Raw genomic sequence first — 25,040 nt, 5'->3', positions numbered from 1 at the left:
TGCCAATAAACGCTAGTATAGGGAGTGCTTAACCAGGGACACTCTGCTTGCAATCTATGTCCAAAGCTCATGTTATTGGATTGGGAAAGTCCGGTGTTGCTGCGGCGAGATTGTTGAAACGGGAAGGTTGGGAGGTAGAGCTGAGTGATGGCAACACCTCCAAAACCCTCCTACAACAACAACAAGAACTCGCTGCCGAGCAAATAACCGTTAAACTAGGCCAATCCCTAGAATTAAATGGTGATAATTTACCCCAATTAATAGTTGTTAGTCCTGGCGTGCCTTGGGATATTCCCGTATTAATTAAGGCACGCCAATTAGGTATTGAAACCATTGGGGAAATGGAACTCGCTTGGCGAAATTTGCAATCTCTACCTTGGGTAGGAATTACAGGTACTAACGGTAAAACTACTACCACAGCTTTAATTTCTGCCATTTTTCAAGCAGCAGAATTAGACGCGCCCGCCTGCGGTAACATTGGCTACGCCGCTTGTGAAGTTGCCCTCTCTTGGAAGGGGAGAGGGGCAGGGGGCAGGGGGCAGGGGGCAGGGGGAGCAGGGGAGGCATTTGATAATTCCTCACTTTTAACTCCTCACTCTTCACTCGATTGGGTGATTGCGGAGGTTAGCAGCTATCAAATAGAATCTTCCAGTTCTCTTGCACCCCGTATCGGTGTTTGGACGACTTTCACACCGGATCATCTTAGTCGCCATAAGACTTTAGAGAACTATTACAACATCAAAGCAAAGCTGTTGCATCAGTCAGAGTTGCAAGTGTTCAATGGCGATGATGCCTACTTGAGCCAGTTAGGTTTAAGTGCTTGGCCTAATGCTTATTGGACAAGTGTCAAAGGAAAAGATTTCCTGATTAGCGAAAAAGGCTTTTACATCGAGGACGGCTGGATTGTGGAAAAATTGACTGCAACCTCAGCACCAGAACCGATTGTGAAAGTATCTACTTTGCGGATGGTGGGAGAACATAACCAGCAAAATCTCTTGATGGCAGTAGCAACGGCACGATTAGCGGGAATTAATCGTGATGCGATCGCACGTGCGATTCAAGAATTCCCCGGCGTTCCTCATCGTTTGGAGCATATCTGCACTTGGGAAGGTATTGATTTCATCAACGACAGCAAAGCCACTAACTACGATGCGGCCGAAGTTGGTTTAGCATCAGTGAAAAGTCCAGCGATTTTAATTGCTGGTGGAGAAGCCAAAGCAGGTGATGATACTGGCTGGCTAGCACAAATCCAAACTAAAGCCGCTGCTGTGTTATTGATTGGCTCTGCTGCACCCGCATTTGCCCAACGCCTTCAAGAAGTGGGGTATTATTCTTACCACATTGTCGAAACTATGGAAAGGGCAATCCCCAGATCGGCGGAATTAGCTAAGGAGTATGAAGCGCCTGTGGTGTTACTATCTCCAGCTTGTGCGAGTTTCGATCAGTACCCAAATTTTGAGGTGCGCGGCGATGATTTCCGTCAGTTGTGCCTTGCTTGGGCGGGAGGAGCAAGGCTTCAATACAACTCGATTCTTTCGTCTTCCCTATAATTGATTAACTGTGTGGCTTACAGTTACACAGTTAATCAATTATGTACTCTAAAAGTGCGGTGCGATCGCATTATCAAAGAGACTTAAAATATTCTAGAAGCATTGTTTGGAGCTACTTTAGTGGTTTTCTATAATTATGTTTTGCTGTAGTTTGCAACTTCAACCTCATGAGCAATGCTTGTAGGTTTAGGAATAGGTAAACCATTTTCTAGCATTCCTTCTATATGAAATTCAATCGCTTCTGCAATCATCTGCTTGACTTCTTCTAAGGTTGCACCTGTAGTTACACAACCTGGTAAATCAGGCACATAAGCGCCATAGCTAGTTTCTCCCTTTTCAATCACAACTGTATAACGCATTAGTCTTCCTCTAATTGAGCTTGTCTTCAAATATTTTTAAGAGTGCCAATTGGCACATCCACATTAGGTTTACCAGACACTGTTACAGTACTGGGTTTATCTGGATGTTTGAACTGTCGATGACTACCTTTAGTTCTAGCAACTGTATGGGTGAAATTTATATTACAGAGTGCATTCTTGAGAAAGAAAAGTAAACGACATTGTGCGTAATTTATATCCGTCATGTTGTCGTGGGTTTTGGCATTGGTAAGTAGATGGACAAAAATATTTCTCATGAATCGAGTGGCTCAAAATGAAATGCTAAAGTTAATAATCAAGCTTTTGCAGAGCTACATTCTCTCTCCCAGATAAAATTTATATATGAACGCTACACAAGAAAAACTAAAAGTTCAGCTTGAACAGGCTTTAGTCGAGGCTTTTGGCGCTGACTTCGCGGGAGTAGATCCAATATTGGTTTCTGCTAGTAATCCTAAATTTGGTGATTATCAGGCGAATGTGGCTTTATCCCTGAGTAAAAAGTTAGGCAAGCAACCAAGAGCGATCGCAGGTGCGATCGTTGAGAAACTAGATGTATCCGAAATCTGCGAACCACCGGAAATTGCTGGGCCAGGATTCATCAATCTGAAACTGAAAACGGCATACCTGGAAGCACAACTGAATACGATTCAAGCTGATTCCAGACTTGGAGTTCCACCAGCGAAAACACCCAAGCGGGAAATTGTGGATTTTTCCAGTCCGAATATTGCCAAAGAAATGCACGTCGGACACCTGCGTTCTACCATTATTGGTGATTCCATCGCCCGGATTTTAGAATTTCAAGGACACGATGTGCTGCGGTTAAATCATGTCGGTGATTGGGGTACGCAGTTTGGAATGTTAATTGCCTATCTGCGAGAAGTTTACCCAGATGCGCTTACTACCGCTAATGCTTTAGATATTGGTGATTTAGTTTCTTTTTACCGCAAAGCTAAACAACGCTTTGATACAGATACAGCTTTTCAAGAAACAGCACGCCAAGAAGTTGTCAGATTACAAGCAGGTGCAGAAGATACACTTCATGCTTGGAAACTGTTGTGCGAACAATCACGGCGAGAGTTTCAAGTAATTTATGAATTGCTAGATATCAAGTTAACTGAACGCGGTGAATCTTTCTACAACCCTTTATTATCTGGTGTTGTGGAAGATTTAGAAAAATCTGGATTACTGGTAGAAAACCAGGGCGCAAAATGCGTTTTTCTGGATGGATTTACAAATAGAGAAGGTGAACCTTTACCCTTGATTGTGCAGAAATCAGATGGCGGTTATAACTACGCCACAACTGATTTAGCATCCCTCCGTTACCGGATTCAGCAGGATGAAGCAAAGCGGATAATTTATGTAACTGATGCTGGACAAGGAAACCACTTTGCCCAATTCTTCCAGGTAGCACGCAAAGCCGGCTGGATTCCCGATGATGTGGAATTAGTTCATGTTCCCTTTGGGTTGGTATTAGGAGAAGATGGGAAAAAATTCAAAACTCGTTCTGGGGATACTGTGCGGTTACGGGATTTATTAGATGAAGCTGTTTCTCATGCCCATGCTGACCTAAAAAGTAGATTACAAAAAGAAGAACGTCAAGAAACTGAAGAATTTATTAATGAAGTTGCTAGGGTAGTTGGAATCAGTGCAGTTAAGTATGCAGATTTAAGCCAAAATCGCACCAGTAACTACATCTTCAGCTACGACAAAATGCTGGATCTCAAAGGTAATACTGCGCCCTATATGCTGTATGTTTATGCGCGGATTCATGGGATTAGCCGCAAGGGTGATATTAACTTTAAAGAGTTAGGAAATAATGCTGTTTTGTTGGAGCATGAAACAGAATTAACGCTGGCAAAATATTTACTTCAACTGGATGAAGTTATTAGTAGTGTAGAGCAAGACTTGCTGCCTAATCGTTTATGTGAGTATTTGTTTGAACTGAGTCAGAAGTTTAACCAATTTTACGATCGCTGTCCTATATTACAAGCCGAGGAACCGCAGAGGACATCGCGCTTGGTTCTGTGTGATTTGACCGCTAGAACTCTGAAGTTGGGATTATCTTTGTTGGGAATTCAGGTGTTGGAGAGGATGTAATTTTTTTAACGCAAAGGTACGCTAAGTAAGAGTTAAGCTGGTTTTTTCATCAGAATTGCTGGACTTGGAGGCGATCGCATCTGTGAGATTTTTTAAGAGATTCATACTGGTATTAGCATGAAACATACTGATAAAAGACAGGCAGGATAAAAGGTGACAATCGAAATCTACGTCAGCACTGATATAGAAGCGGATGGCCCTATCCCTGGGCCTCACTCTATGCTTAGTCTTGCCTCAGCTGCGTATACCGCAGACAAACAATTGGTCGGGACTTTTACAGCTAATTTAGAAACCTTGCCAGGGGCCCAAGGACACCCCAAAACTATGAAATGGTGGGCAGAACAGCCAGACGCTTGGGCAGCTAGTCGAGCCGACCCCCAGCCCCCTCTAAAGGTCATGGAGTCTTACCACGCCTGGCTTGTGGCTTTACCAGGTAAACCGATCTTTGTTGGCTATCCAGCAGCCTATGATTTTATGTTTGTCTACTGGTACTTGATAAACTTTGTGGGCGATAGCCCCTTTAAATTTTCGGCATTGGATATCCGTTCCTATGCGATGGCATTCTTAAAACAAAGCTACAACAAATCTGGAAAGGATAATCTACCTGCTGCATGGTTAGAAAATATTCCATTGGCTCACATTGCCTTGGATGATGCCATTCAGCAAGGAAAGTTATTCTGTAATCTCTTACAAGCGAATCTAGAGAGAGAAGAAAGATAGCTATGCGATCGCACTTCATAAGATTTTGTAACAGATTTCCGATAACGACGAAGCTTGATTCATTGTTATCGGAAATCCCTTACCCGTTTGAAAAACCGAGGATCTTGCCCTATATCTGAGTACCTTCGATATAAGCCTTAATGGTGGGTAACGCCGTCATCTTCTCATAGAAGAAATTGTTGACTATTTTCATCACTTCCGCCTGGGCTACTTCTACTTCGGAACCAAGGGGAGTGCCAGATTCTTGGCGGCACAAACTACGATATAAACGCAGCAAATGACGCACAATTTCTAACTCCTCTTCCCCCTCTAAAACCTTGACGGCTGCCACAATCAGTTCATCTGCCTGATTGAGAACACTATCGAGATCAAACACAGCACTATTGTCTCTGGCTTGTTGCACAGTTCCCATTAATGCGTGGACTTGGTAAAGCAGTGCCGTAGGTTCGTCGAACAATTCACGCAGAAACGCTGCTTCCTCGTAACGCCCGTTCAGCCGAAAGATGTTGTACATCCGCTTGGCTGCTTTGCCGTAGTTGAGGTGTTTACCTTGTTTGACATATTTTTTAACTTCCTTTTCCAATACCGCCACATAATCATCCATGACATCGGCGGAGGCTTGCTTCACCAGTTTGGAAAAGATGGGAGCAGATTCAGCATCCAGGTAAACTTCTTGAAAATAGCCGTCTAGATAGCCGTCTAGTGCTGTGATAGTTCCATCTGGTGCTTCCCAGGTAACATCTACCACGTTGCTGGCGTTGGACAATTGACTACGTATTGTGTCAGCAACAACCCATTCCAGCTTACACCAAGACCAGTTAGGGTCTTGGGCTACGGCATCCCAGGTAAGCACCAGAGGATTGCCCTCTAGGTCGCTTACCTCAATCTGACCGGCAATCACCTCATCGGGTTGCCAGTTAATTGGCGAACCAGCACGTCTGGTGTTTTCTCCCCGAACCACTTGTTGGGGATAGGCACCAAAGTTCACATCAATTAACTGATAATTGGGGCCGGACATGGTGTTAAGCGCCTTGTCCCGAACCAGTTTGCCAAGAATCTCGGAGGCTTCGCTACGGGTAGGGGCAATTATATTCACCCGCTCGAAGTAGTCACAGTCACCAGGATAAGTCTGAATTTTAGATTGAGCCGCAGAACCAGAGATTGCCAACGCGGTTTCTACAACACCAGGAATGTCCTCAAATTCGACGATTTTGCCAATGGCGCGAAACCGTGCCAACTCTTGCGGGTCAAAATCCAACATAGTGACTTTGTGCCCAAAAGCACCTGTGTCTTTGTCTACGACAATATCGCTGTCGCCTGTGGCCTCGGTGATGGAATTCATCCAACGTTCTAATTCTTGCTCATTGAGTTGAACCCCTAAACGATTAGCTGATTCAACGATACGGCTACGTGCATCTAGAGTTTGATCCTGTATTTTTGTCATAGTTAATTCATGATTTTATTTTGTGATTATACCTTTATATATGATTTCAATAAAAATACTTTTTGCGATCCTAATTAAAGAATATTTATGGAATATTAAGTTTTATAAAATATGGGTTATCTCACAGTGATTGCATAAGAGACAAGCGGCTAAAGCTTTCTATATAAGGTCTACGACGTAAGTAATTGCTATGCTTTTGTTGAATCTGGCTTTCGGATAAATATTTTTGAAGAGAGAAAAATTAATAACGCTAAATATTATTATGTCCCAATTTTATGTTCATATCCTGATGATTATTTTTTTAAACAAAGAATGTTGATAAATAGCCATTTTCAGAATAATTAGGAGATGGTCAGCACAAATAAAGTTACCTATTTAAGGTTGTCACTTTTCCGTTTTTGTTCTTCCTTGCTCAGGGTTTCAAATATATTTGGCTTTTGTAATATAGTTATATTTATTCCCACTTACTTAGTTAGCGATCGCTAATTAAGTTAACGTGAGTTCGACGGATAGGAAAGCCCAAAAAGATTGCTAGATATGAATTTGCTCAACTGGACAGGGCCAAGCGATCGCTACAATTGATTGAGAATCAGCAAAAAAGTCACAAAAAAATGCCGAGACTAATAATATCTAACAAAAATCAGGGTCTCGGCTATGTCTACCATGATATCTCGCCTCGACATCACGCAAATTTTCTGCGACGTAGATGATTTCTGTAACCAGTGGGAAAATCTCTGGCAGCAAGTACCACAGTTGCCATCGACAACAGGAGAAAGGCGCAGCACTTCCCGAATGCATCTATCAGAGGTGATGACAATAGTCATTGCATTTCATGGCAGTGGATATAAGACTTTCAAAGAATTCTATACCATGCATGTGCTGACAAGTTGGCGTGAAGCATTTCCAAATCTGGTCAGCTACACTCGGTTTGTGGAACTGATGCCCTGGTGTTTAATGCTGTTATGTTGTTTTTTACATACACGTACAGGAGAAATTACAGGGATTAGCTTTATTGATTCCACCCCAATTAATGTTTGTCACAACTGTAGAGCACATTCTCACAAGGTATTTAAAGGGTTGGTGAAATGGGGGAAAAATTCTGTGGGTTGGCACTTTGGATTCAAGCTTCATTTAATTATTAATGATTGTGGAGAATTACTCGCATTTTCACTAACCCCAGCAAATGTAGATGACCGAAAACCAGTCCCAGATATGACTAAGGACTTGATTGGTAAACTCTTTGGTGACAGAGGATACATCTCTCAAAAATTATTTGAGGAGTTATATGAGCGAGGGTTGCAATTAGTCACAAAATCTAAAAAGAAAATGAAAAATCGCTTGGTAAAACTGATTGATAAAATTCTGTTACGCAAACGTGCTGTCATTGAGTCCGTCAATGACCATTTGAAAAATATATGTCAAATAGAACACTCTCGCCATCGTAGTCCATTTAACTTTTTGGTTAATTTGATGGCAGGGCTTACTGCTTATACCTATTTGCCCAAAAAACCATCTATTGACATTTACCCAAAAGACTTACCTGCATTGCCTCCTGCTATTTTTTAGTTCTGTCGAACTCACGTTAAGTTATGTGCCAAAAAGATTTATTCCGCTAAGGTGTCGAGGCGGTAGTCAAAAGCATAAGGATGAACCCAAAAAGAGACCTAGGCTGTAAAGCAGAGGTCTTTCGCTTTCAGAACGTTGTAAAATTCATTAGCAACGTAAAACGCTGATATGGTTAATTTAGTGGCTTCTGCGCCATCAATGCCAAAATAGCAAGTTAATTGCCAATTCCATACTGACAATTATTGTTACTCCTATACCTAAAATGCGATGCCTACGGCGGGCAAAGCCAACGCCAATATTCCCAATATTTAGTTACAAATCTAAATATTTAATGCTGCGCCAAAAATTTTCTTTATATTATGCAAGGTTTTAGGAGAACTTTTCCCAGGATTGGGCAACTAATTGGCTCAACCAGCGACGTTGTTGCTGATCCAGCATTGGATCATCTGCTAGCAACTGAGCGGTTAATTCTTCCAAAGATTGACCCTGAGCGCGGACAATTTTAATGACTCCAGCGATCGCAGCTGCAACGAGTTCTTCATCAATTGGCTGTTGTCGTAGGGCAACAATTTCTTGGGGACTGTCTGGAATGGGATAATTCATGGCGTGGGTTTACAGAAATACAAAATGAACAATAAATTCAACAAATTCTTAAAATTTCTTTACTAAATCTTTACGAAACTAGTTGCGCGGAGTGTACTTTACTTTGTGCCTTCATAAAATCTGTCTTAGTGAGTAGATTGATCGGAGATGTCAGGAAACGATGAGAGAAATCCTTTATTTAGAAGTTCCAACTCCAGATATAGAAACTGTGCGTAGCTGGCTACAAACAGATTTTGAACCTGGAAATGGAGAAAAAGTGCTTACTTCGGAAGGCTTTCGCCTCAAAATACCCAGTGCTAAGACACCTGCTGGGGCGGGTCTTTCCGAAAACTTGCCTGTAGAACTTTCGGTATTTGTTTGGTCGGTGCAACGAACTACCTATCTGAAAGTGTTTCGTTGGGCAGAACAACCCTTTCCCAGTGAGGGACAAATTCTGCAACGCCTAACCAAAGAAATCAGAAGCCGTTTTCCGCATCATTATCCCGAACCACCAGCGATTGATTTATCCCAAGAATCGATTTTTGCCGCTTTAGCCTCTGCTTACCCCCTCACCGTCAAGTATTTTCAGAAAATGCCCAACGGTGAATACGATCTAACACGTGCCTACTGGTGGGAAAAACGATGGCGCGAAGGAGTACGAAATCCGCAGAGGCCGCGTCAAGTTGTGTTTTCCAATCAAGGAGACAGGGGACAGGGGACAGGGGATAGGGGAAAAGGTAATGCTAGTACCGAATCCCTAATCACGAATCCCCAGTACGACATCATTTATATCGGCGGCGCACTAGGCGCGATTCATGCAGCATTGATGGCAAAACTAGGATATAAAGTCCTGCTGGTGGAACGAATGCCCTTTGGCCGGATGAACCGAGAATGGAATATTTCTCGCGATGAGATTCAAAGCTTGGTTAATCTGGGCTTAGTCACCCCCGCTGAGTTAGAAACCATCATTGCTAGGGAATACAAAGATGGATTCAATAAGTTTTTTGATGCGAACAATCCATCCAAACTGCGATCGCCCGTACTGCACACACCCACAGTCCTAAATTTAGGCTTAGATTCCGATAAATGGCTCCAAATGTGTGGGCAAAAGCTGCAAGCGGCAGGCGGCGAAATCTGGGATGAAACAGAATTTATGCGTGCAGATATTGATATATCACAAGTTCTGTTGCAAGTCAAGCACTTACCTAGTCAGGTTGAAAAACAAGTAAGTGGACGACTGCTAATAGATGCAATGGGAACTGCATCACCCATCGCTTGGCAATTAAATGGTGGTCGTGCCTTTGATAGCGTCTGCCCAACAGTAGGAGCGGTAATTGAGAGCGGATTTGAGCCGGGAGTATGGGATTCGCAATACGGGGACGTTCTTTATAGTCATGGGGATATTTCGCGGGGAAGGCAGTTAATTTGGGAACTGTTTCCCGCAGCAGATGATGAATTGACGATTTATTTATTTCATTACCATGAAGTCAATGCTGAAAATCCTGGTTCTTTGCTAGAGATGTACGAGGACTTTTTCACAATTTTGCCAGAGTATCGCAGGTGCGATATGGATAAATTGGTGTGGAAGAAGCCGACATTTGGTTATATACCGGGGCATTTTAGTGTAGGAAGTAGCGATCGCACAGTTGCCTTCGATCGATTGATTGCGATCGGCGATGCCGCATCACTCCAGTCTCCACTCGTCTTCACCGGTTTTGGTTCGCTAGTTCGCAACTTAGAGCGCTTAACAACACTGTTGGATACTGCTCTCAAACACGACTTATTGAGTTTCCGCCACTTGAACCAAATTCGGGCTTACCAAAGCAACGTTTCCGTGACTTGGCTATTTTCCAAAGGCATGATGGTACCCACTGGGAAATTCTTACCACCCCAGCGCATTAACTCCATGCTCAACACCTTCTTTGGACTGTTAGCAGACGAACCTCAAGAAGTAGCAGATAACTTTATCAAAGATAGGTGTGATTGGTTAACCTTTAACCGCCTAGCACTCAAAGCCGCTAGAAGAAATCCTGCCTTACTTTTATGGATTTGGGAACTGGCTGGGCCTAGAGATTTAATGCGATGGCTTGGTAGTTATTTCAATTTCGGTCGTCATGCCCTTGTTAGCGCTTTACTAAGTCCCTGGTTTGGGCGCTTCTTAAACCGGGTAGGTTTTTGGCTAGAACCCCGAAATCCTGGCTTGTGGCTGTGGCTATTGGCGATTAATTATGCGATCGCCACAGGCAAACCGCGATCGCGCTCTCAAGTAGCAAAGACAAACCCAGAAGCCGTAATTCCGAAATCAGAAGCAAGGATTCTCAATTAGTTATTGGTTATTGGTCATTGGTCATTGGTCACTTGTAGTGAGTTTCGACTGCGCGGAAATCGAGCGAAGTCGAGATTCAACTACCGCGTAGTCGTAAAGCCTACGGCATACCTACGCTTATGGCGCAGTCTCTCCAAGAGTTGTATCAGTCATTGGTCATTGGTCTTAATATTTAGACAAATGACAAATGACAAATGACAACTAACTATTGACCTTTGGGACGAAAATTCGGTAGTTCCACAGATGCCAATGACTTACGCCCCTTGGGTGGACGTTGGGGATAAACCACAGGTGAAGGTGAATTCCCGTCATTAGTGTTATCACCTAATGACTCTGGGGAAAAATCATTTTCTGACAATTCCAACTGTGACAATTGAGAAACTTCTGACCAGTAATCTTCAGCTTCTCCAATAGGCGGCTCAGTGTGGAAGGAGCTAGAAGACAGCAGTAAGTTATTAGCTGGTGAAAGTACAGAATCTGTTGTCCAAGAAGTGGAGGTAGTTACAGGGGGATTAATCTCTGCCTCCAACTCCTTCTCCCGTGGATTTTCTGCTTCCTCATCGTCTTCTAATATTGTTGCCAAAGTCTCCCAGACAGGGGCATTATTAGCATCCACATCTGTTTTTGCAGTAGGCGGTGGTGATGCAGATGGAGGCTGGGAAGTGAAAAACATTTGGATGAGACTATCTAATTGCTGATCTAAATTGGATGAACCCGAAGTTGAAACAGCTTCAGGTTTATCTGAGGAATCGTCAATTTTTGGAGAGGGGGCAGGAGGTTCTGCTGATTTTGGGGTATTTTGCTTAACTGACCAGTTCCAAGAAGATGGTGGCGGGGTACTCGGTTCAGTTTTTTGGAATGGGATTGGTGCTGATGGTTCACCCCAAGAATCATCTTCATTTTCAGTCAAGGATTCTGATTCTGCTGACCAAGGTTTAATTGGCTGGGCATTAGGAAACAAAGACCGAGCTTTTCTAGAAAATCTTCCTTGTCCGCTAGTTATGTCTTTGGGGTGTTGTGCAGTATCTTCTAAGGAGTCATAGCTAGGAACCGATGTATCTAGACATTTTTCCAGAGCCGCTTTAAATTGCAGCGTCTGGCGTTGTTGTCGCATCAGCCTAGTACGTAACTCCCGACAAACAGTTTCTGACTGCAATAACTGCTCAGACTGTTCGTTGTTATTAGTGTGTAACAACGTACATTCTCGCTCTAGCTGGGCAAGGCGTTGCTGGCTAATTTGTAGCTGTGCTTTATAACTATCAGTGAAAATTTCCTGACGTTGAATAGTTTGTACAGCAATTTCTAATTGTTGAAATAAAGATTTTATCTGTTCTTGAGCCGCAGCTAGTTCCTGAGTATGTTGGTTGAGCATCGACTCAGTAACGCTAGAGCGCGTTTTCTGCCACTGCAAAACCTTTTCAGACTCAGCTAGGTTGTCTTTTAGCTGCTCTACTTGTTCATACAAGTTATTGTTAGCTGCACGCAATTCTTCGTTCAATGCCAGCAGGTTCTGAAATTCTGAATCAATAAGTGCTTGCTTGCCGATTTCCGGTTCTGCAACCCAGTCCTGCTGGGTGGTATCTTTTGAAAATTGTCTATCTTCAGCCGGCATGAGGAGTGGCAGTTGTTTAACTGCCATATTGTCATTAGGCACAACTGAGTAAAAGGGACAACTCGCCTGCTCCGATTGTGGCGAATTAGCAGAATTTAGGGATTCCATCACAGCCCCCTTGTTTGAGGTGTCAGCTTCATTCATCACTCTTGACCCACCTGCCTAAAAATATCAGCAGTGCTGGCATTAGCATTGCTTATCAACTTTGTCTAATCAGGGTTTGCTCTAGAAGCTAAGTTTAACTCTCTCCAGGCACCAGCAATTAATCATCAATTGGTGTTCCCTATTTTGGATCTAGACTGATGCCGTTATAACACTATGATGCTCGTCCCCGTCAAGAAGAGGCAAGGGGAACGGGGCAGGGAGCAGGGGAGATTAAAGCAGTGGTGCCTCTGTCCCAAGGAAGTTTTTTACATGAAAAAACTGCCTCAGCTTATATTTTATTTTCTATAATCGCATCTATCTTAAGGTTTACATTTAAAATGTCTTCTTTGACACATTTTTATACTGACTTATTTATTACTTAGGATAGATGTCAGTACAAGTATCTACTATTCGATGATAATTCTGTTATTTTGAGCGATCGCTATTTAATGTCAGCAAACAACTAAGAGCTTCTGCTAAGAGCAAAATGTTAAGAAAACCTGACAAATACGAATAAACACGTACAAAACAATATTAAAGTAGTAACAATTAAAATAAGTAAATTGATTAAATTTTTTTAAAGAATAATCTCAACTTAATACAGGCTTTTTTCTCGTTAAATATAGTCCCAGCAAGCAAACTAAGTCTTAGCTAGAAGAGGCTTTTTCTGTCAACTTGCCTTCAATATATCAAGTTTGTTTAATGACTACAAGAAAATTGTTTAAAGTATACTTGACTACTTACGTTCATTTTTTACATTGTACTTTAATTAACAAGAAAATTATTTTATTCAAGCATTAATACGGATACACTTTTTAATTGATTTATTAAAGAATAATTGGAATAACCGAGTTTTCTACTAGCAATAAAGTAATTATAAAGACCATAATTACTACCGTTCAATGTGAGATTAAGTTAGAGAAAGCGGTGTGGTAGCTAGGCTTATCCAAAAATTACAAATTTAAAATAGGGGTGCTAAAGATGACCGACATACTTGCAATAGGTGTAAATATAAAGCAAGAAGCTGTCCAATTACCGCTAGTTGCAGAAAATTTTGACAGTTTTTGGGAGAAAGAAATTAGACCGTTATTTACAGATGAGTCTCTATCTTTTAGGGTGAAGACTCTGAAGGGAAACTATGTAAACTACGTCAACTTGGATAATGGAGCTACAACCACTCCCTTTACAACCCTCAAGCAGCATGTAGACGAGATGCTTGACACTTATGGCAGCGTACATAGAGGTTCTGGGCAAAAGTCCATCATCACTACACGAGAATATGACGCTAGCCGGAACGTGATTCGAGACTTTGTGGGGTCATCTTCAGACAACTATGTAATCTTTGCGAAGAATACAACAGAAGCAATTAATGGAGCCGCCACACTTTGGGCAAAAAAACCTGGGAAAATCTTAGTTTCTGATATTGAGCATTCATCAAACCTGCTCCCTTGGGTTACTAGAGACGAAGTTGTCCAATACAGAACCCAACCGGATGGAAGTGTAAGTGTCGCAGAAATTGAAGATATCTTCAAGGCACACCAAAATCTTCCTGAAGCCGAGCAAATTAAGTTAGTAACTATTACAGGTGCTTCAACAATTACAGGTTACAGACCCCCAATTTACGAAATCGCAGCTTTAGCACATCGGTATGGAGCTAAGATTTTTGCCGATGTGTGTCAGTTAATTCAGCATGAACGAGTAGATATGCGTGCTGATGATGACCCATGTCATTTAGATTTTGTGGCTTTCTCTGGACACAAGATGTACGCACCTTATGGAACTGGGGTTTTGCTGGGGCCAAAGGAATTTTTTGATAGTTCTTACCCTTATCAAATTGGTGGTGGGAACCTGCCTTATATCACCAGAAATCTAGAGATCAAGCGTTTTTACACAGAACGGGCCCATGACCCTGGAACACCAAACGCAATGGGTGCGATCGCCATTGCCAAGGCAATTGAAATTATCGAAGCAGTAGGGCGCGATCGCATTGCTAAGTATGAACACTCTCTAGTTGAATTCACATATACAAGGCTTGGGCTGATTCCTGGAGTTAAATTACATATCCTAGGAGATAATTTAGCCCATGTTATTCCCTTTGATATTGATGGGTTTGATGGACGCTTAGTAGCAGAAATTCTGGCACAAGAATACGGCATTGGGGTTAGGGCTGGGGCTTTCTGCACTTATGAATACATTCGCAAACTCAAGAATATTTCGGATGAGCGAGACTACGAGATTGCTCAGGAAGTAGACAGGGGAATTACACGCAACATTCCTAGTATTATCCGCGCCAGCTTTGCAGTATATAATACATTAAAAGACTGTGATCGCTTTATTGATGCGATCGCTCAAATAGCTAAAAACGGATTTGCTCACTATTTGCCCAAATACACACAAGATGAAATAACTGGTGTTTGGACAGCAATAAATAGCTAGTCTCTTCAGGGCATGGGGCATGAAGAAGAGACAAGGAAGAGGGGGGAAGAGACTTATTCAATAATTCCCCCTTGTCTTCCTGCCTCCCTGCTCCCTCTGTGCCTTAATTACGAATTACACATTACGAATTACAAATTAAAAGGGGGTATAGCTTGAGCGATGAAAACCTCTTAGACCAAGAGGATTATCTACAGGCACGGGTTGATGAGTGCATCTGGCAAAAAAGCACAGATGCAGGTATTTCGCGCCAGCGCTTTCTGAAAATATTAGCCACTATGGTTGGTGCAACAGCCATCGGGGGTTTAACTAAACCTGCGCCTGCTCACAGTCAGGCAGCTGTTAAAACTAAAGCTAGTAAAATACTTAAACCATTACCACCAGGGTATATCTCTCATAGCAAAGGCACGTTAGAGATGAACTGGGAAGCGATGTATGGGCGTGGTTATTTAGTACCAAACGATTGGTTTTATGTTCACAATCGCAGTACACCTCCGCCTTTTGACCCATCTCTATGGCGTTTGCAAATTCATGGAACTGGCGTTTCTGTGCCTTGCGAGTTCACATACGATGAAATCATCGCTATGCCTTCCATCTCGGTAACATGTGCCATTGAGTGTGCTGCTAATGGTCGGCGCTTCTTTGAAGAGGCTTACAACAAACCACTCACTGGAACCCGGTGGAGGCTTGGGGCCATTGGTGTGGCTGAGTGGACTGGTGTACCACTGAGCATATTATTAGAGCGGGCTGGATTGAAATCTACAGCAAAAGACGTACTCGTAGAGGGTGCAGATTTTGATTCGCTCGACTCAAAGGAGACAAATAAATCTAAATTCAACAATGTAGTTCCGATTGCCAAAGCATTAGCAGATAACTCGCTTGTCGTCTATGCAATGAATGGAGAACCATTACCTCCAGATCATGGCCAGCCATGCCGTGTCTTATTCCCTGGTTGGGGAGGAAACGCCAACGTTAAATGGATTGAGCGGATTGAGGTTTCTGAAACACCGATATATACCCAGTGGGTAACGGAGCAGATGGTACTGGTTGGTGCAGATTACCCAGCGATCGCACCATATAAAGGTAAGCTGATTACCTATCAAAATGTTAAGAGCGCTTTCGAGTTGGCTTGGCCCGCTACGCTTTCGGCTCAAACCCATTTACTACGTGGACGTTCTTGGTCTGGGAAAGGAAAAATTGCCCGTGTAGAAGTCAGTCTAGATGGCGGTAAAACTTGGCAGTTTGCACGACTGAGAGAACCAAACTTTCCATTTGCATGGACACGATGGGACATTGAATGGAACCCAACTCCTGGCGAATATTTTCTCCAAGCTCGTGCTACTGACAATTTAGGTAACACACAATCGAGTACAGTTCCGTGGAATGATTTTGGATTGCTCTACGGAGGCATTGTTAGCCATCCGGTGACAGTACGGGGATGAGGGAGAAGGGGGCAGAGGGGCAGGGAGCAGGGGGAGATAAGGAAGACAAGGGGAGAAGAAGAATCATTATGCCCAATGCCCAATTCGCACTTAGCACTATCAGTTTTCTAAAAAAATACCTATTTTATGATTGATTTTAGTTGGTTGATTTTAGTAACTGGGGGTTTAATATCTGGAGTCATAGCCGGACTTTTAGGAATAGGTGGCGGTATTATCACAATTCCTCTTTTAGTCACACTAGGTTATACTCCCGTTCAGGCGATCGCTACTAGTAGCCTTGCTATTGTGATTACTTCCATTTCTGGAAGTTTGCAGAATTGGTCAATGGGATACTTTGACTTTAAACGAGTAATGTATTTAGGAATTCCAGCTTTTCTAACTACTGGAATAGGTGTATATTTCGCCAACAAAATTCCTTCCTACATCATACTCTTTACATTTGGCATCATACTACTCGTTAATATCTATTTGATTGAACTTCGTAAAGAACTGGCCCTTAATGAAAAAGAGAATACAGCCCCAGTATTTAACCCATTAGTTTCTAAAATTGGCACTGGGGGAGCAGCAGGAATTTTAGCAGGTTTATTTGGCTTAGGTGGCGGTACGATTATGGTGCCATTACAAATGTTGCTACTGGGAGAAGAAATTAAAGTAGCAATTCAGACTAGTTTGGGTGTAATTGTCATCACTGCTTTAGCTGCCTGTACAGGACACACATTAGAGGGAAATATTCTGTTTGCTCAAGGTTTAGTTTTGGGATGTGGTGGTCTTTTAGGCGTTCAGATGAGTACTCGCACATTACCAAAACTGCCAGATTCTACTGTAAGTTTAGTGCTTCGCATCTTCTTAGGTATATTATCAATCTATCTTTTTTGGGAAGCTTGGATAAATTATCAACACATAATTTAAAACTCATCTATCTTGAAACCTAGAGTTTTTAAAAGATATATTTATGTAGGTTGGGTAGAGTGAAACGTAACCCAATTTATGTTTGGTTACACTATCGCTGCACCCAACCTATAAAACTACGGTTCTCAAGATAGATGAGGTTTAGTAATTTTTTATTAAGTCGGTAAACCAACTTAGCTTCTTAATTATGTATTGGATATGCCAATGTTTTCAATCTGTGAATATAGGTTTACTTTTCCGTATCAAACTTATTTTTAATTTCACTGATGAACGAAAGTATATATCTAAGCTTTCTGTTCTATCTGTCAGAAATATTATCTACTATGTTGAGCTAATCTGAATGATTTGGGATATCAAAATTTACTAATTTTATACTAACTGCATAACGTACTAACCCTACAACATCATAAATATTAAGCCGTTTCATCAAATGCACTCGGTGTGCCTCGACCGTTTTAGTACTGATGCTTAATAACTCTGCAATCTCTTTTGTGGAAAGACCTTCTGCAATTAACTTTAAGATTTCAAGCTGGCGGGATGTTAATAAAGAGCTAGGCTTGTTGTTGGTAAAGATACGTCCTTTTTTTGTCGATAATTCTGACTCTAGTTGATGAGGTCTGGTAATTTCTAATTTTAATTCATCATTCACTAAAGCAAGTTTTGTAGTATAGTTCTTAACTTTAATTTTTAATTCTTCATATGCTTTAGATAACACTAACTCTGCTTGTTTATTTCTAATAATATTGAGTGCTGTTTGAATAGCAACATAGAGATTTTGTTGACTAATCGGTTTTAGAATATATCCACAAATGAATGTTACTGTTGCCCTTTCTACAGTACTTTTATCAGAGTATGCTGTAATATAAATAAAAGGTATTTGGAGACAATTCCAAATTTCTCCCGCCGCTTCAATACCATCCATTTCACCCCGTAATTTAATATCCATTAAAACTAAATCTGGGCGAAGCTCAGTTGCTTTCTCAATTGCTGTTTCTCCTGAATCTACAATATCTACAACAGTGTATCCGAGCCACTCTAAATTTTCTTTTAAATTCATTGCAAGGATAAATTCATCTTCTACAATAAGAATCCGATGAATGTTTGTTATAAAAGTGTCCATAAGGCTATTGGCTGACTATATATCTAGTATCCGTTTTTTACAGACTTTGATTCAATGATTTATTCTGTAAACAATCAAAATCTCTACAACTACTACTGCTTCAATGCAAATCAGCATTATTTTCCTTCTCCCATCTGGTTGCGGTAGCATAAACTTTGCTTATCACTGCTAATCAACTGTGGTACTGTTACTGATTGTGCATATAAAATTTCTATAAAGTTCATTATTATAACCGTGAAAATACAGGATATAACACCCTGTTAGAAGAGATAAAAGACTACTTTAAATCTTTCTCTTCTACTGATAGTCTGCGATCGCTTGTTGTATGAATCTGGGAACCTTATAGCTTTTAAAGCCTAATTTATCATTATTTTCTGATAATTAGGAAAATCCTTAAATTATTTAAGGATTTTCCTGATTGTACTTTTTTTGTATTGCAGTTAATGTTGTAAAACACTGCAAAAATAATATTTTATTACGTCAATTTATAATGTGAATCACTTTCAACAAGCTTTTATAATCGTGGCTCCTCAATTTCCTGGCTTAAAAAGCATATAAAATACAATTGCTTATCAAGTAATCATTCGCGGAAAATAGGCATTTACACTAAAAAAACCGTGAATTAAAAATTTTACTAACTCTATTTATAAATTTTCTTGCTTGTTTTCTTTTGAAGATGTATTTTATCATGACTTCTTAAAAGCATATTACAAAAAAATGTACTTCACTTCCCGCAGTTTCTACTCATACTATTAAGTTAAACCTATTAATTAATAACATTTTTTAAGGAGATGGATATATATTATGTATGACTTGCAAATGTTTACTATGAGAGATATGTCAGAATGTGGTTTAGCTCTGCGTAGTTTAGGCAAAAAAGCTAACAGTATGGAGGAAGTAGGTAATCATATTGTCCAATATCTTTATAACAATTTAATTGATTTAAAATCTGGTGAAAGATCCTGTGCGCTTGTCCGTTTTTTCAAAACTCACTCTTACGGAGAACTCCCACCAAAATTACAAGAATATACACATAGTCTTGTTAGCAATGATGTACTAGAAAATAATCTCAAATGTTTAACTTTATTGTCAACTGCTGGACAAAAACCAGAATGGAACTCACGGCATAAATCTGAGGGACACAAGGTAATTCCTCTCTTCAGTAAAGAGATGATTGCTCAGATACCTATGATTTTTCAACTTATCCAACAACTAGGGCTAAATCTTGATGTTGTAGTGCGACCAGACCTGAATTTATTAACTGATTTAGAACAGAGGATGTATAACGTCTTTTATGTTCCCGATGCCTTGGGTAGTTCTTATATTCCTTCACAAACATCATTTGTAATTCCTTATAATATCAAGTCTGTAGTTGGCGTTGGAGGATTATTACCTTCGGGCAACATATTTATAATTATCATGTTCTTGAAAGTTGCAATTCCTCGGATAAGCGTCGATTTATTGCGTCCGTTAGCATTAAATGTCAAGATGACAATACTACCTTTTGAAAATGAAAAAACTTTTACTGAGCAAGAGCAGCATCTTGTAGGTGATAATATTTCAACGACAACAGATGATGAAACGTTTCAATATCTGAATTCACAGATTACAACACTAAATCAGTTATTAGATGTTTCTGAGCAATCTACTATAAGTCAATCAGATCGCCTTGAACAAACAAATGCTTCCCTTCAGGAGACTTTAAAAAAGCTTCAATCAACTCAAATTCAACTAGTACATAACGAAAAAATGTCTAGTTTAGGGAAACTCGTTGCTGGTATTGCTCATGAAATTAACAACCCTGTTAATTTTATTTATGGTAATCTCAGCTATGCTAAAGAATATACACATTCTATTCTGGAAATAATCCAGAAATATCAAAATTATTATCCAGATCCTCCCGAAGAAATTAAAAAATTAGTTAAAGAGAATGACTTAGATTTCCTAATTCGAGACCTCACAAGAACTTTCAATTCTATGACAGTGGGAACGGAACGAATAACTGAAATTGTTAGCTCACTGCGAAATTTCTCTCGTTTAGATGAGGCAGAAATTAAACAAGTGTATATTCATGAAGGTATTGATAGTACTTTAATGATTTTAAAGCACTTTTTACAAGCTACAGATAAAACTCCAGAAATTGAAGTTGTTAAACAATATAGTCAATTACCTTTAATAGAATGCTATCCTGCTCAAATAAATCAAGCTTTTATGAATATCATTACTAATGCTATTGATGCATTACAAGATAGTGGTAAATCATGGTTTAGAGCTAATAATCAACTAGAAAAACCCAATTTTCTATTACCAGTAATTCATATTTCCACTGAAGTAATCGATCCAGAATGGGTAGCAATAACCATTGCTGATAATGGTTGTGGAATGAATGAGAAAGTGCGTGCAAGATTATTTGACCCTTTTTTTACTACTAAACCTGTGGGTAAAGGCACGGGTTTAGGTCTATCGATTAGTTACCAGATTATAGTCGAACAACATCGCGGAAAAATCGGCTGTATTTCTGTTCCAGAGCAAGGGACAGAATTTGTGATTAAGATTCCTGTAAAGACTAAAAATGTGTAGGGCATAAATAAAAAAAGGGGAAAAGGGGCAAGGGGAAAGGGGAAAGGGATGAACAGGTCGCGCCACTTGCGGGCGAGGTTTTTACCTTTCCCCCTTCTTGATAAATTTACTTGCTTTCAAACCCAGGCAGGGGTAATTTCAATACGGTTCGCTTAAAGGGGAAAGATTTTGAACAGATTCTTTACCCAGATAACAAGGAAAGTGAAAAATGCTTATCCGAACCGTATGGAGGTAATTCCACTATTTTTCCCCTGCCTTTGCTCCCGCGCCTCTTCGGTCAAGGTAGCCACCGGGGACGAAATCCGGCTAAGGGGAGTTGTTCTGGTCTAATTTCAACAGTCGCAGCATCAGCGATGGGTAGCAGAGGCATTAACCACAGGCTACTGGTAGCAATAACATCTCCATCATCAGTTTTCAAGGTGTTGGTGGGTAATGATGCTGGGGGGTTTGTCTGGGGTACTACTTGGTCAAATAACAAGCCTAAACCGTCAGCAGATAAACTCATTTGCACATTTCGTTGAGCGGGAGGCAGTACTAGCAGTGGTTTCTGTTGCCCGGTTTTCAGATCAATTGCCACCACATAAGGCTGTTCTATATATTGTTCCTTGGATACTAGCTGTGTCAGCAAGCAGTAGAGGGTGGGTGAGGCAATATCAAATTGGCAGCTGAGAATTGAACCTGTAGTTTTTAATAGTTGTTTCTGTACACCTTGGTTTGTCACTAAAAACAAATCTCGCGTGTAATCTGTATTAAACTTTACCATCGCTGCTTGAGAGCCATCTTTAGAGAAAGCTTGTACCAAACCAAACTGCGGCAGAAAATCTAGAGGTTTACTGGCATCACCTTGCAGTGGTAAGATTGCTGCTCCCTGTCCTTGGGCAACTGCTACGGCTTTACTATCTGGGGTGATCATAAAGTCTCCCCCTGGTTGACTTTTCAGACGTTTGGGGGTGGGTTTTTCTGCTGAACCGTCGCTGGTTGCTGGCATAAACCATAGTCCAAAGTCGCCGGGATTATTTTTGTTTCCGCGTTGGATGACAATAGTTTGCCCATCAGGTGATAAGTCAAATTTCAGGTTTTGATAATCTTTACTATCTAAAACTAGGTCAACTTTGCCTCCTGGTTGTGCTTCTTGTCCAGATTTACTAGAAACGCCTGTTGTGACTGTGTACAGTTGGGCTGAAAGTAAGTCTTCGTTATTGCTGGCGCGAGCCGAAAATAAAATTTTCTCTCCATCTGGAAATGACTCGAAGTCCATTGCTATCAAGTCTTTGGGGGTAAGTACCCTTTTTTGCTCTTGGGTTAAGTTGTATAGAACTAATCGCCCCTGTTCTTCTTGATTGCTTCCGATGTAAAGAATGACGCGATCGCGTGTGCGGAAGCTACCTGTAAAAGCCTGGATCAACCGATTTTTGCCCTCTTGCTGTGCAAACTTATCTTTAGCTCCCTGTAACTGCAATTTATAATTCGTGCCATAAGGTGCTGGTGTTAACAGCGTATAAACCATTCGTCGCCCTGCCCAACTGAATTTACCTGCTAGGGGTGGCTCGATTTTCAAGTTATCCTCTACACTTTTTGTTTCCATTGGGCGGCTGAAGGTAAGGGTAAAGGAGTTATCTTCCGCCCCAATCTGTTGATTTTGCCAGGTAAAGTCGCGCACACGAGCAGTTACCACATCACCTTGCAATATGATTAACCCAATCAGCACACTTAGCAGTAGCATCAGTGCGATCGCTATCCGATCGAGTGGTTGGATAAATGCTTTAGATTTTGTCATTTGTCATTGGTCATTTGTCATTGGTCATTTGTCATTAGTCATTTGTCATCAACAAATAATTAATAACTATAAGGATTCTGGGGTTGAGGAATCTTTTTGAGAGAAGTAGCGGCAATGGTAAGTTGGCGTTTACCTGCCAAATTTTCTGTCTTCATTTGTCCTTCTACTTCCAGCCAAGTGTCGGGGGAGTAACGCTCTTGATTGTTTGAGAGTTTAACGGGTAATCCTACTGGGTAAGCATCTGCTGCACAGCAAGTTAAGACAAATCGGGCTAAGAACAAATATTCTTTTCCTATGTCTGGCGGATGAATAACAAATCCCTGAACTTTAACTTTTTGGCCTGTATATGTATCTGGTTCTGGATAGACATTGACAGTGCGTACCCAATCTACGAGCGATCGCTCCTCTGGACGAACAGTAGCTCGAAAGGCTTGGGGTTTAACACGTGTACTTCCCAATAAATCGGTGGTTACGCCCCTTTGGAGTGCTTTGTCACTAGCAAAAACTTGCGGTGTAATGATAAAACCTAGAATCGCTGTAATCAACAATAAAACACTGCCCCAACCGGGGGGAAATAAACTAATATGTTGGCCGTTTGGCGTAACATCACGGCGACGGCGCTGCCAAAGTTCCTGCATCTTGAAGAAACCAATAACAATCAAGCTGATACCTGTCACAACCACAAACCAAATGTAATTTGGGTGAATCAACAGGTTTAGCTTGTTAGTCAGCCAATATCTCAACATCAAAATGCCCCAAGATGTAATTGCTAGGGCATCCAACCAAGGGAGTAACAGATTTGGGATTTTAGATTTAGGATTTTTATTAGCCATTAGTTATTGGACATGGGGCATTGTTTATTTGCGAAGAACAAAAGATTAATTCTTTAAAAAACGTGCAAGTTGAGGAAAAGAGTTAACACAAATGTTAATTGTGCTGCTAAAGCAAATAAGTAAAAGACAGTTTTGGGCTTAAAAATAGATAACATCAAACCAACGCTTTTGATGTCAATCATTGGGCCAAACACTAGAAATGCCAACAAGGAACCGCTACTAAAGGTCGAGGCAAAAGACAGGGCAAAGAAAGAATCGACTGTAGAACAAATTGACACCACTACTGCTAATATCAGCATGACTACAATCGAGCTAATAGGCCCAGCACCCAAACTGAGAATTAATTCACGGGGGGCTAAGACTTGAATCGCAGCAGCGATCGCACTTCCTAAAATCATCACTCCGCCCAATTCCCGGAATTCTTGGACGCTATTATCTACCACTAGGCGCAGTTTATCTGCAAGGGGTTTATTGGTATTAGAAATTGGGGCGGTCGGCTGTACAAAATTAGCATCAATCCGCAGAGGTACACCTGCTTTTCCCCCTAAAATATAAGTCCCGGATTGCAAGATATTTGGTATCGCTTCTTGCTGTTCTACTTGGTAACGTTTACCACGGCGTTTGGTTTCCGGCTGCGCGGGTGGATTAAACTTCATATACCGAGCGATCGCAGGTTGAATTATCGGATTTAAGTCCTTTTGAAAACTGAAAACAAAACCAATAATTGTGGCAATTGCTAGAGAAAATACGACTCGTAAGACCACTATTTCTGGCTGATCTCGAAATGCTGTCCAAGTTGACCAAATTACAATTGGGTTAATTGTTGGCGCTGCTAGCAAAAAACCAATGGCGACTGGTGTGGGTACTCCCTGAATCAGGAACCGCCGCGCTACCGGCACATTCCCGCACTCACACACCGGAAATAAAAAGCCGATCAAGCTGCCAACTAAAGCACCCAGCAGCGGATTTTTGGGCATCTTTTCTACTAATTTGCGCTCATCAACAAAAAATAGCAGCAAACTGGAGAATAAAACCCCAATAAGCAAAAAAGGCATCGCCTCGACTAGCAGACTTAGAAATATCGTAAAACCATTGTTCAGTTGATTCATGTGCGTCGCAGTCAAAAGCGGTTTTTAGTTTTAGGGTTCTGCCTAGTCATTCTATCGAAATGGGGATCAAAAGCAGTTCGGGAAAATTAAACATCATTTAAGTAGCAAGTTATCTTACGTTTCAAATAGCGCTTAAACGCTACAAACCTTTGCTTCAGCCAAGATAGTAATTTTTACCTGAGTGCATTTACTGACGATGACCAGTTCTAAGATTGTCTAAGTTCAGAAATTGTTCCGATTATAGAAGGCAAGTAGCTGCATAGATGATTTGAAGTTACCTATGTTTATACTTACAGTAATTTGCTGGATAAGATATTAGCTCGGCTGTATTTTCATCAAGTATTTACAGTTATTCAACAATTGGCGTAGGTGTAGCTCGTCGTAGATATCGCTCTTGGTTGCTACAACGATTGATTTTG

At 41.1% G+C, this 25,040-nt stretch carries 19 protein-coding genes; 9 read left to right on the top strand and 10 right to left on the bottom strand.

Annotation, left to right across the window (positions count from 1 at the left end):
- Positions 1–56: 56 nt before the first annotated feature.
- On the top strand, positions 57–1,550 hold the full coding sequence (gene murD, locus ACFFRD_RS31485; protein WP_392479697.1) for a UDP-N-acetylmuramoyl-L-alanine--D-glutamate ligase: 1,494 nt from the start codon (positions 57–59) through the stop codon (positions 1,548–1,550).
- Positions 1,551–1,684: 134 nt separating this feature from the next.
- Here murD and ACFFRD_RS31480 read toward each other — a convergent pair whose 3' ends face one another.
- Positions 1,685–1,909 carry a type II toxin-antitoxin system HicB family antitoxin gene (locus ACFFRD_RS31480; protein WP_392479695.1) on the bottom strand — a complete coding sequence of 75 codons (225 nt, stop codon included), beginning with the start codon at positions 1,907–1,909 and terminating at the stop codon, positions 1,685–1,687.
- A 26-nt stretch (positions 1,910–1,935) separates the two neighbouring features.
- Complete coding sequence (locus ACFFRD_RS31475) at positions 1,936–2,184, bottom strand: type II toxin-antitoxin system HicA family toxin (RefSeq protein ID WP_392479693.1); 249 nt, start codon at positions 2,182–2,184, stop codon at positions 1,936–1,938.
- Between the two features lie 85 nt (positions 2,185–2,269).
- On the opposite strand from ACFFRD_RS31475, the gene argS reads away from it, so the two are divergent.
- Entirely contained in the window at positions 2,270–4,024 is a 1,755-nt protein-coding gene (gene argS, locus ACFFRD_RS31470) for an arginine--tRNA ligase (RefSeq protein ID WP_392479691.1), read from the top strand.
- A 153-nt stretch (positions 4,025–4,177) separates the two neighbouring features.
- On the top strand, positions 4,178–4,744 hold the full coding sequence (locus ACFFRD_RS31465; RefSeq protein ID WP_392479688.1) for an exonuclease: 567 nt from the start codon (positions 4,178–4,180) through the stop codon (positions 4,742–4,744).
- A 109-nt stretch (positions 4,745–4,853) separates the two neighbouring features.
- On the opposite strand, the gene ACFFRD_RS31460 is transcribed toward ACFFRD_RS31465, so the two are convergent.
- Positions 4,854–6,188, bottom strand: a complete 1,335-nt coding sequence (locus ACFFRD_RS31460) for a hypothetical protein (RefSeq protein ID WP_392479686.1) — start codon at positions 6,186–6,188, stop codon at positions 4,854–4,856.
- A 663-nt stretch (positions 6,189–6,851) separates the two neighbouring features.
- Between ACFFRD_RS31460 and ACFFRD_RS31455 the strand changes: the two genes are divergently transcribed.
- A complete protein-coding gene (locus ACFFRD_RS31455) occupies positions 6,852–7,754 on the top strand; it encodes an IS982 family transposase (protein ID WP_392483087.1) in 903 nt (300 codons plus the stop codon).
- Positions 7,755–7,852: 98 nt separating this feature from the next.
- On the opposite strand, the gene ACFFRD_RS31450 is transcribed toward ACFFRD_RS31455, so the two are convergent.
- Together ACFFRD_RS31450 and ACFFRD_RS31445 are read right to left on the bottom strand one after the other, a co-directional pair.
- Positions 7,853–7,993 carry a hypothetical protein gene (locus tag ACFFRD_RS31450; RefSeq protein ID WP_185585444.1) on the bottom strand — a complete coding sequence of 47 codons (141 nt, stop codon included), beginning with the start codon at positions 7,991–7,993 and terminating at the stop codon, positions 7,853–7,855.
- Between the two features lie 130 nt (positions 7,994–8,123).
- On the bottom strand, positions 8,124–8,357 hold the full coding sequence (locus ACFFRD_RS31445; protein WP_114081902.1) for a hypothetical protein: 234 nt from the start codon (positions 8,355–8,357) through the stop codon (positions 8,124–8,126).
- 160 nt (positions 8,358–8,517) lie between these two features.
- On the opposite strand from ACFFRD_RS31445, the gene ACFFRD_RS31440 reads away from it, so the two are divergent.
- Positions 8,518–10,662 carry an NAD(P)/FAD-dependent oxidoreductase gene (locus tag ACFFRD_RS31440; protein WP_392479684.1) on the top strand — a complete coding sequence of 715 codons (2,145 nt, stop codon included), beginning with the start codon at positions 8,518–8,520 and terminating at the stop codon, positions 10,660–10,662.
- A gap of 205 nt (positions 10,663–10,867) precedes the next feature.
- Here the strand turns inward: ACFFRD_RS31440 and ACFFRD_RS31435 are convergent, their stop codons facing one another.
- Positions 10,868–12,418: a hypothetical protein gene (locus tag ACFFRD_RS31435; protein WP_392479683.1), complete on the bottom strand. Its 1,551-nt coding sequence runs from the start codon at positions 12,416–12,418 to the stop codon at positions 10,868–10,870.
- Positions 12,419–13,399: 981 nt separating this feature from the next.
- Between ACFFRD_RS31435 and ACFFRD_RS31430 the strand changes: the two genes are divergently transcribed.
- The 3 genes from ACFFRD_RS31430 to ACFFRD_RS31420 all read left to right on the top strand — a co-directional run bounded on the left by ACFFRD_RS31430 (position 13,400) and on the right by ACFFRD_RS31420 (position 17,202).
- Positions 13,400–14,854, top strand: a complete 1,455-nt coding sequence (locus ACFFRD_RS31430; RefSeq protein WP_392479680.1) for an aminotransferase class V-fold PLP-dependent enzyme — start codon at positions 13,400–13,402, stop codon at positions 14,852–14,854.
- 152 nt (positions 14,855–15,006) lie between these two features.
- A complete protein-coding gene (locus ACFFRD_RS31425; protein WP_392479678.1) occupies positions 15,007–16,293 on the top strand; it encodes a sulfite oxidase in 1,287 nt (428 codons plus the stop codon).
- Between the two features lie 126 nt (positions 16,294–16,419).
- A complete protein-coding gene (locus ACFFRD_RS31420; protein WP_179074328.1) occupies positions 16,420–17,202 on the top strand; it encodes a sulfite exporter TauE/SafE family protein in 783 nt (260 codons plus the stop codon).
- Positions 17,203–17,533: 331 nt separating this feature from the next.
- On the opposite strand, the gene ACFFRD_RS31415 is transcribed toward ACFFRD_RS31420, so the two are convergent.
- Complete coding sequence (locus ACFFRD_RS31415; RefSeq protein ID WP_392479675.1) at positions 17,534–18,322, bottom strand: response regulator; 789 nt, start codon at positions 18,320–18,322, stop codon at positions 17,534–17,536.
- Between the two features lie 804 nt (positions 18,323–19,126).
- On the opposite strand from ACFFRD_RS31415, the gene ACFFRD_RS31410 reads away from it, so the two are divergent.
- Entirely contained in the window at positions 19,127–20,902 is a 1,776-nt protein-coding gene (locus ACFFRD_RS31410; protein ID WP_392479672.1) for a sensor histidine kinase, read from the top strand.
- 277 nt (positions 20,903–21,179) lie between these two features.
- Here ACFFRD_RS31410 and ACFFRD_RS31405 read toward each other — a convergent pair whose 3' ends face one another.
- From ACFFRD_RS31405 to ACFFRD_RS31395, 3 genes are read right to left on the bottom strand one after another with little or no spacing between them, the layout of a single operon-like run.
- Positions 21,180–22,679 (bottom strand): hypothetical protein, encoded by a 1,500-nt coding sequence (locus tag ACFFRD_RS31405; protein ID WP_392479670.1) that lies wholly within the window; start codon positions 22,677–22,679, stop codon positions 21,180–21,182.
- A 59-nt stretch (positions 22,680–22,738) separates the two neighbouring features.
- Positions 22,739–23,512, bottom strand: a complete 774-nt coding sequence (locus ACFFRD_RS31400; RefSeq protein WP_392479669.1) for a TIGR03943 family putative permease subunit — start codon at positions 23,510–23,512, stop codon at positions 22,739–22,741.
- A 53-nt stretch (positions 23,513–23,565) separates the two neighbouring features.
- Positions 23,566–24,621 (bottom strand): permease, encoded by a 1,056-nt coding sequence (locus ACFFRD_RS31395; protein WP_392479667.1) that lies wholly within the window; start codon positions 24,619–24,621, stop codon positions 23,566–23,568.
- Positions 24,622–25,040: the final 419 nt, after the last annotated feature.

Origin of the sequence: Nostoc sp. C110 (assembly GCF_043099725.1) — a bacterium.
In the GTDB taxonomy this organism is placed as follows: Bacteria; Cyanobacteriota; Cyanobacteriia; order Cyanobacteriales; family Nostocaceae; genus Nostoc; species Nostoc muscorum_A.
This window is presented reverse-complemented; position numbering and strand designations above follow the sequence as displayed.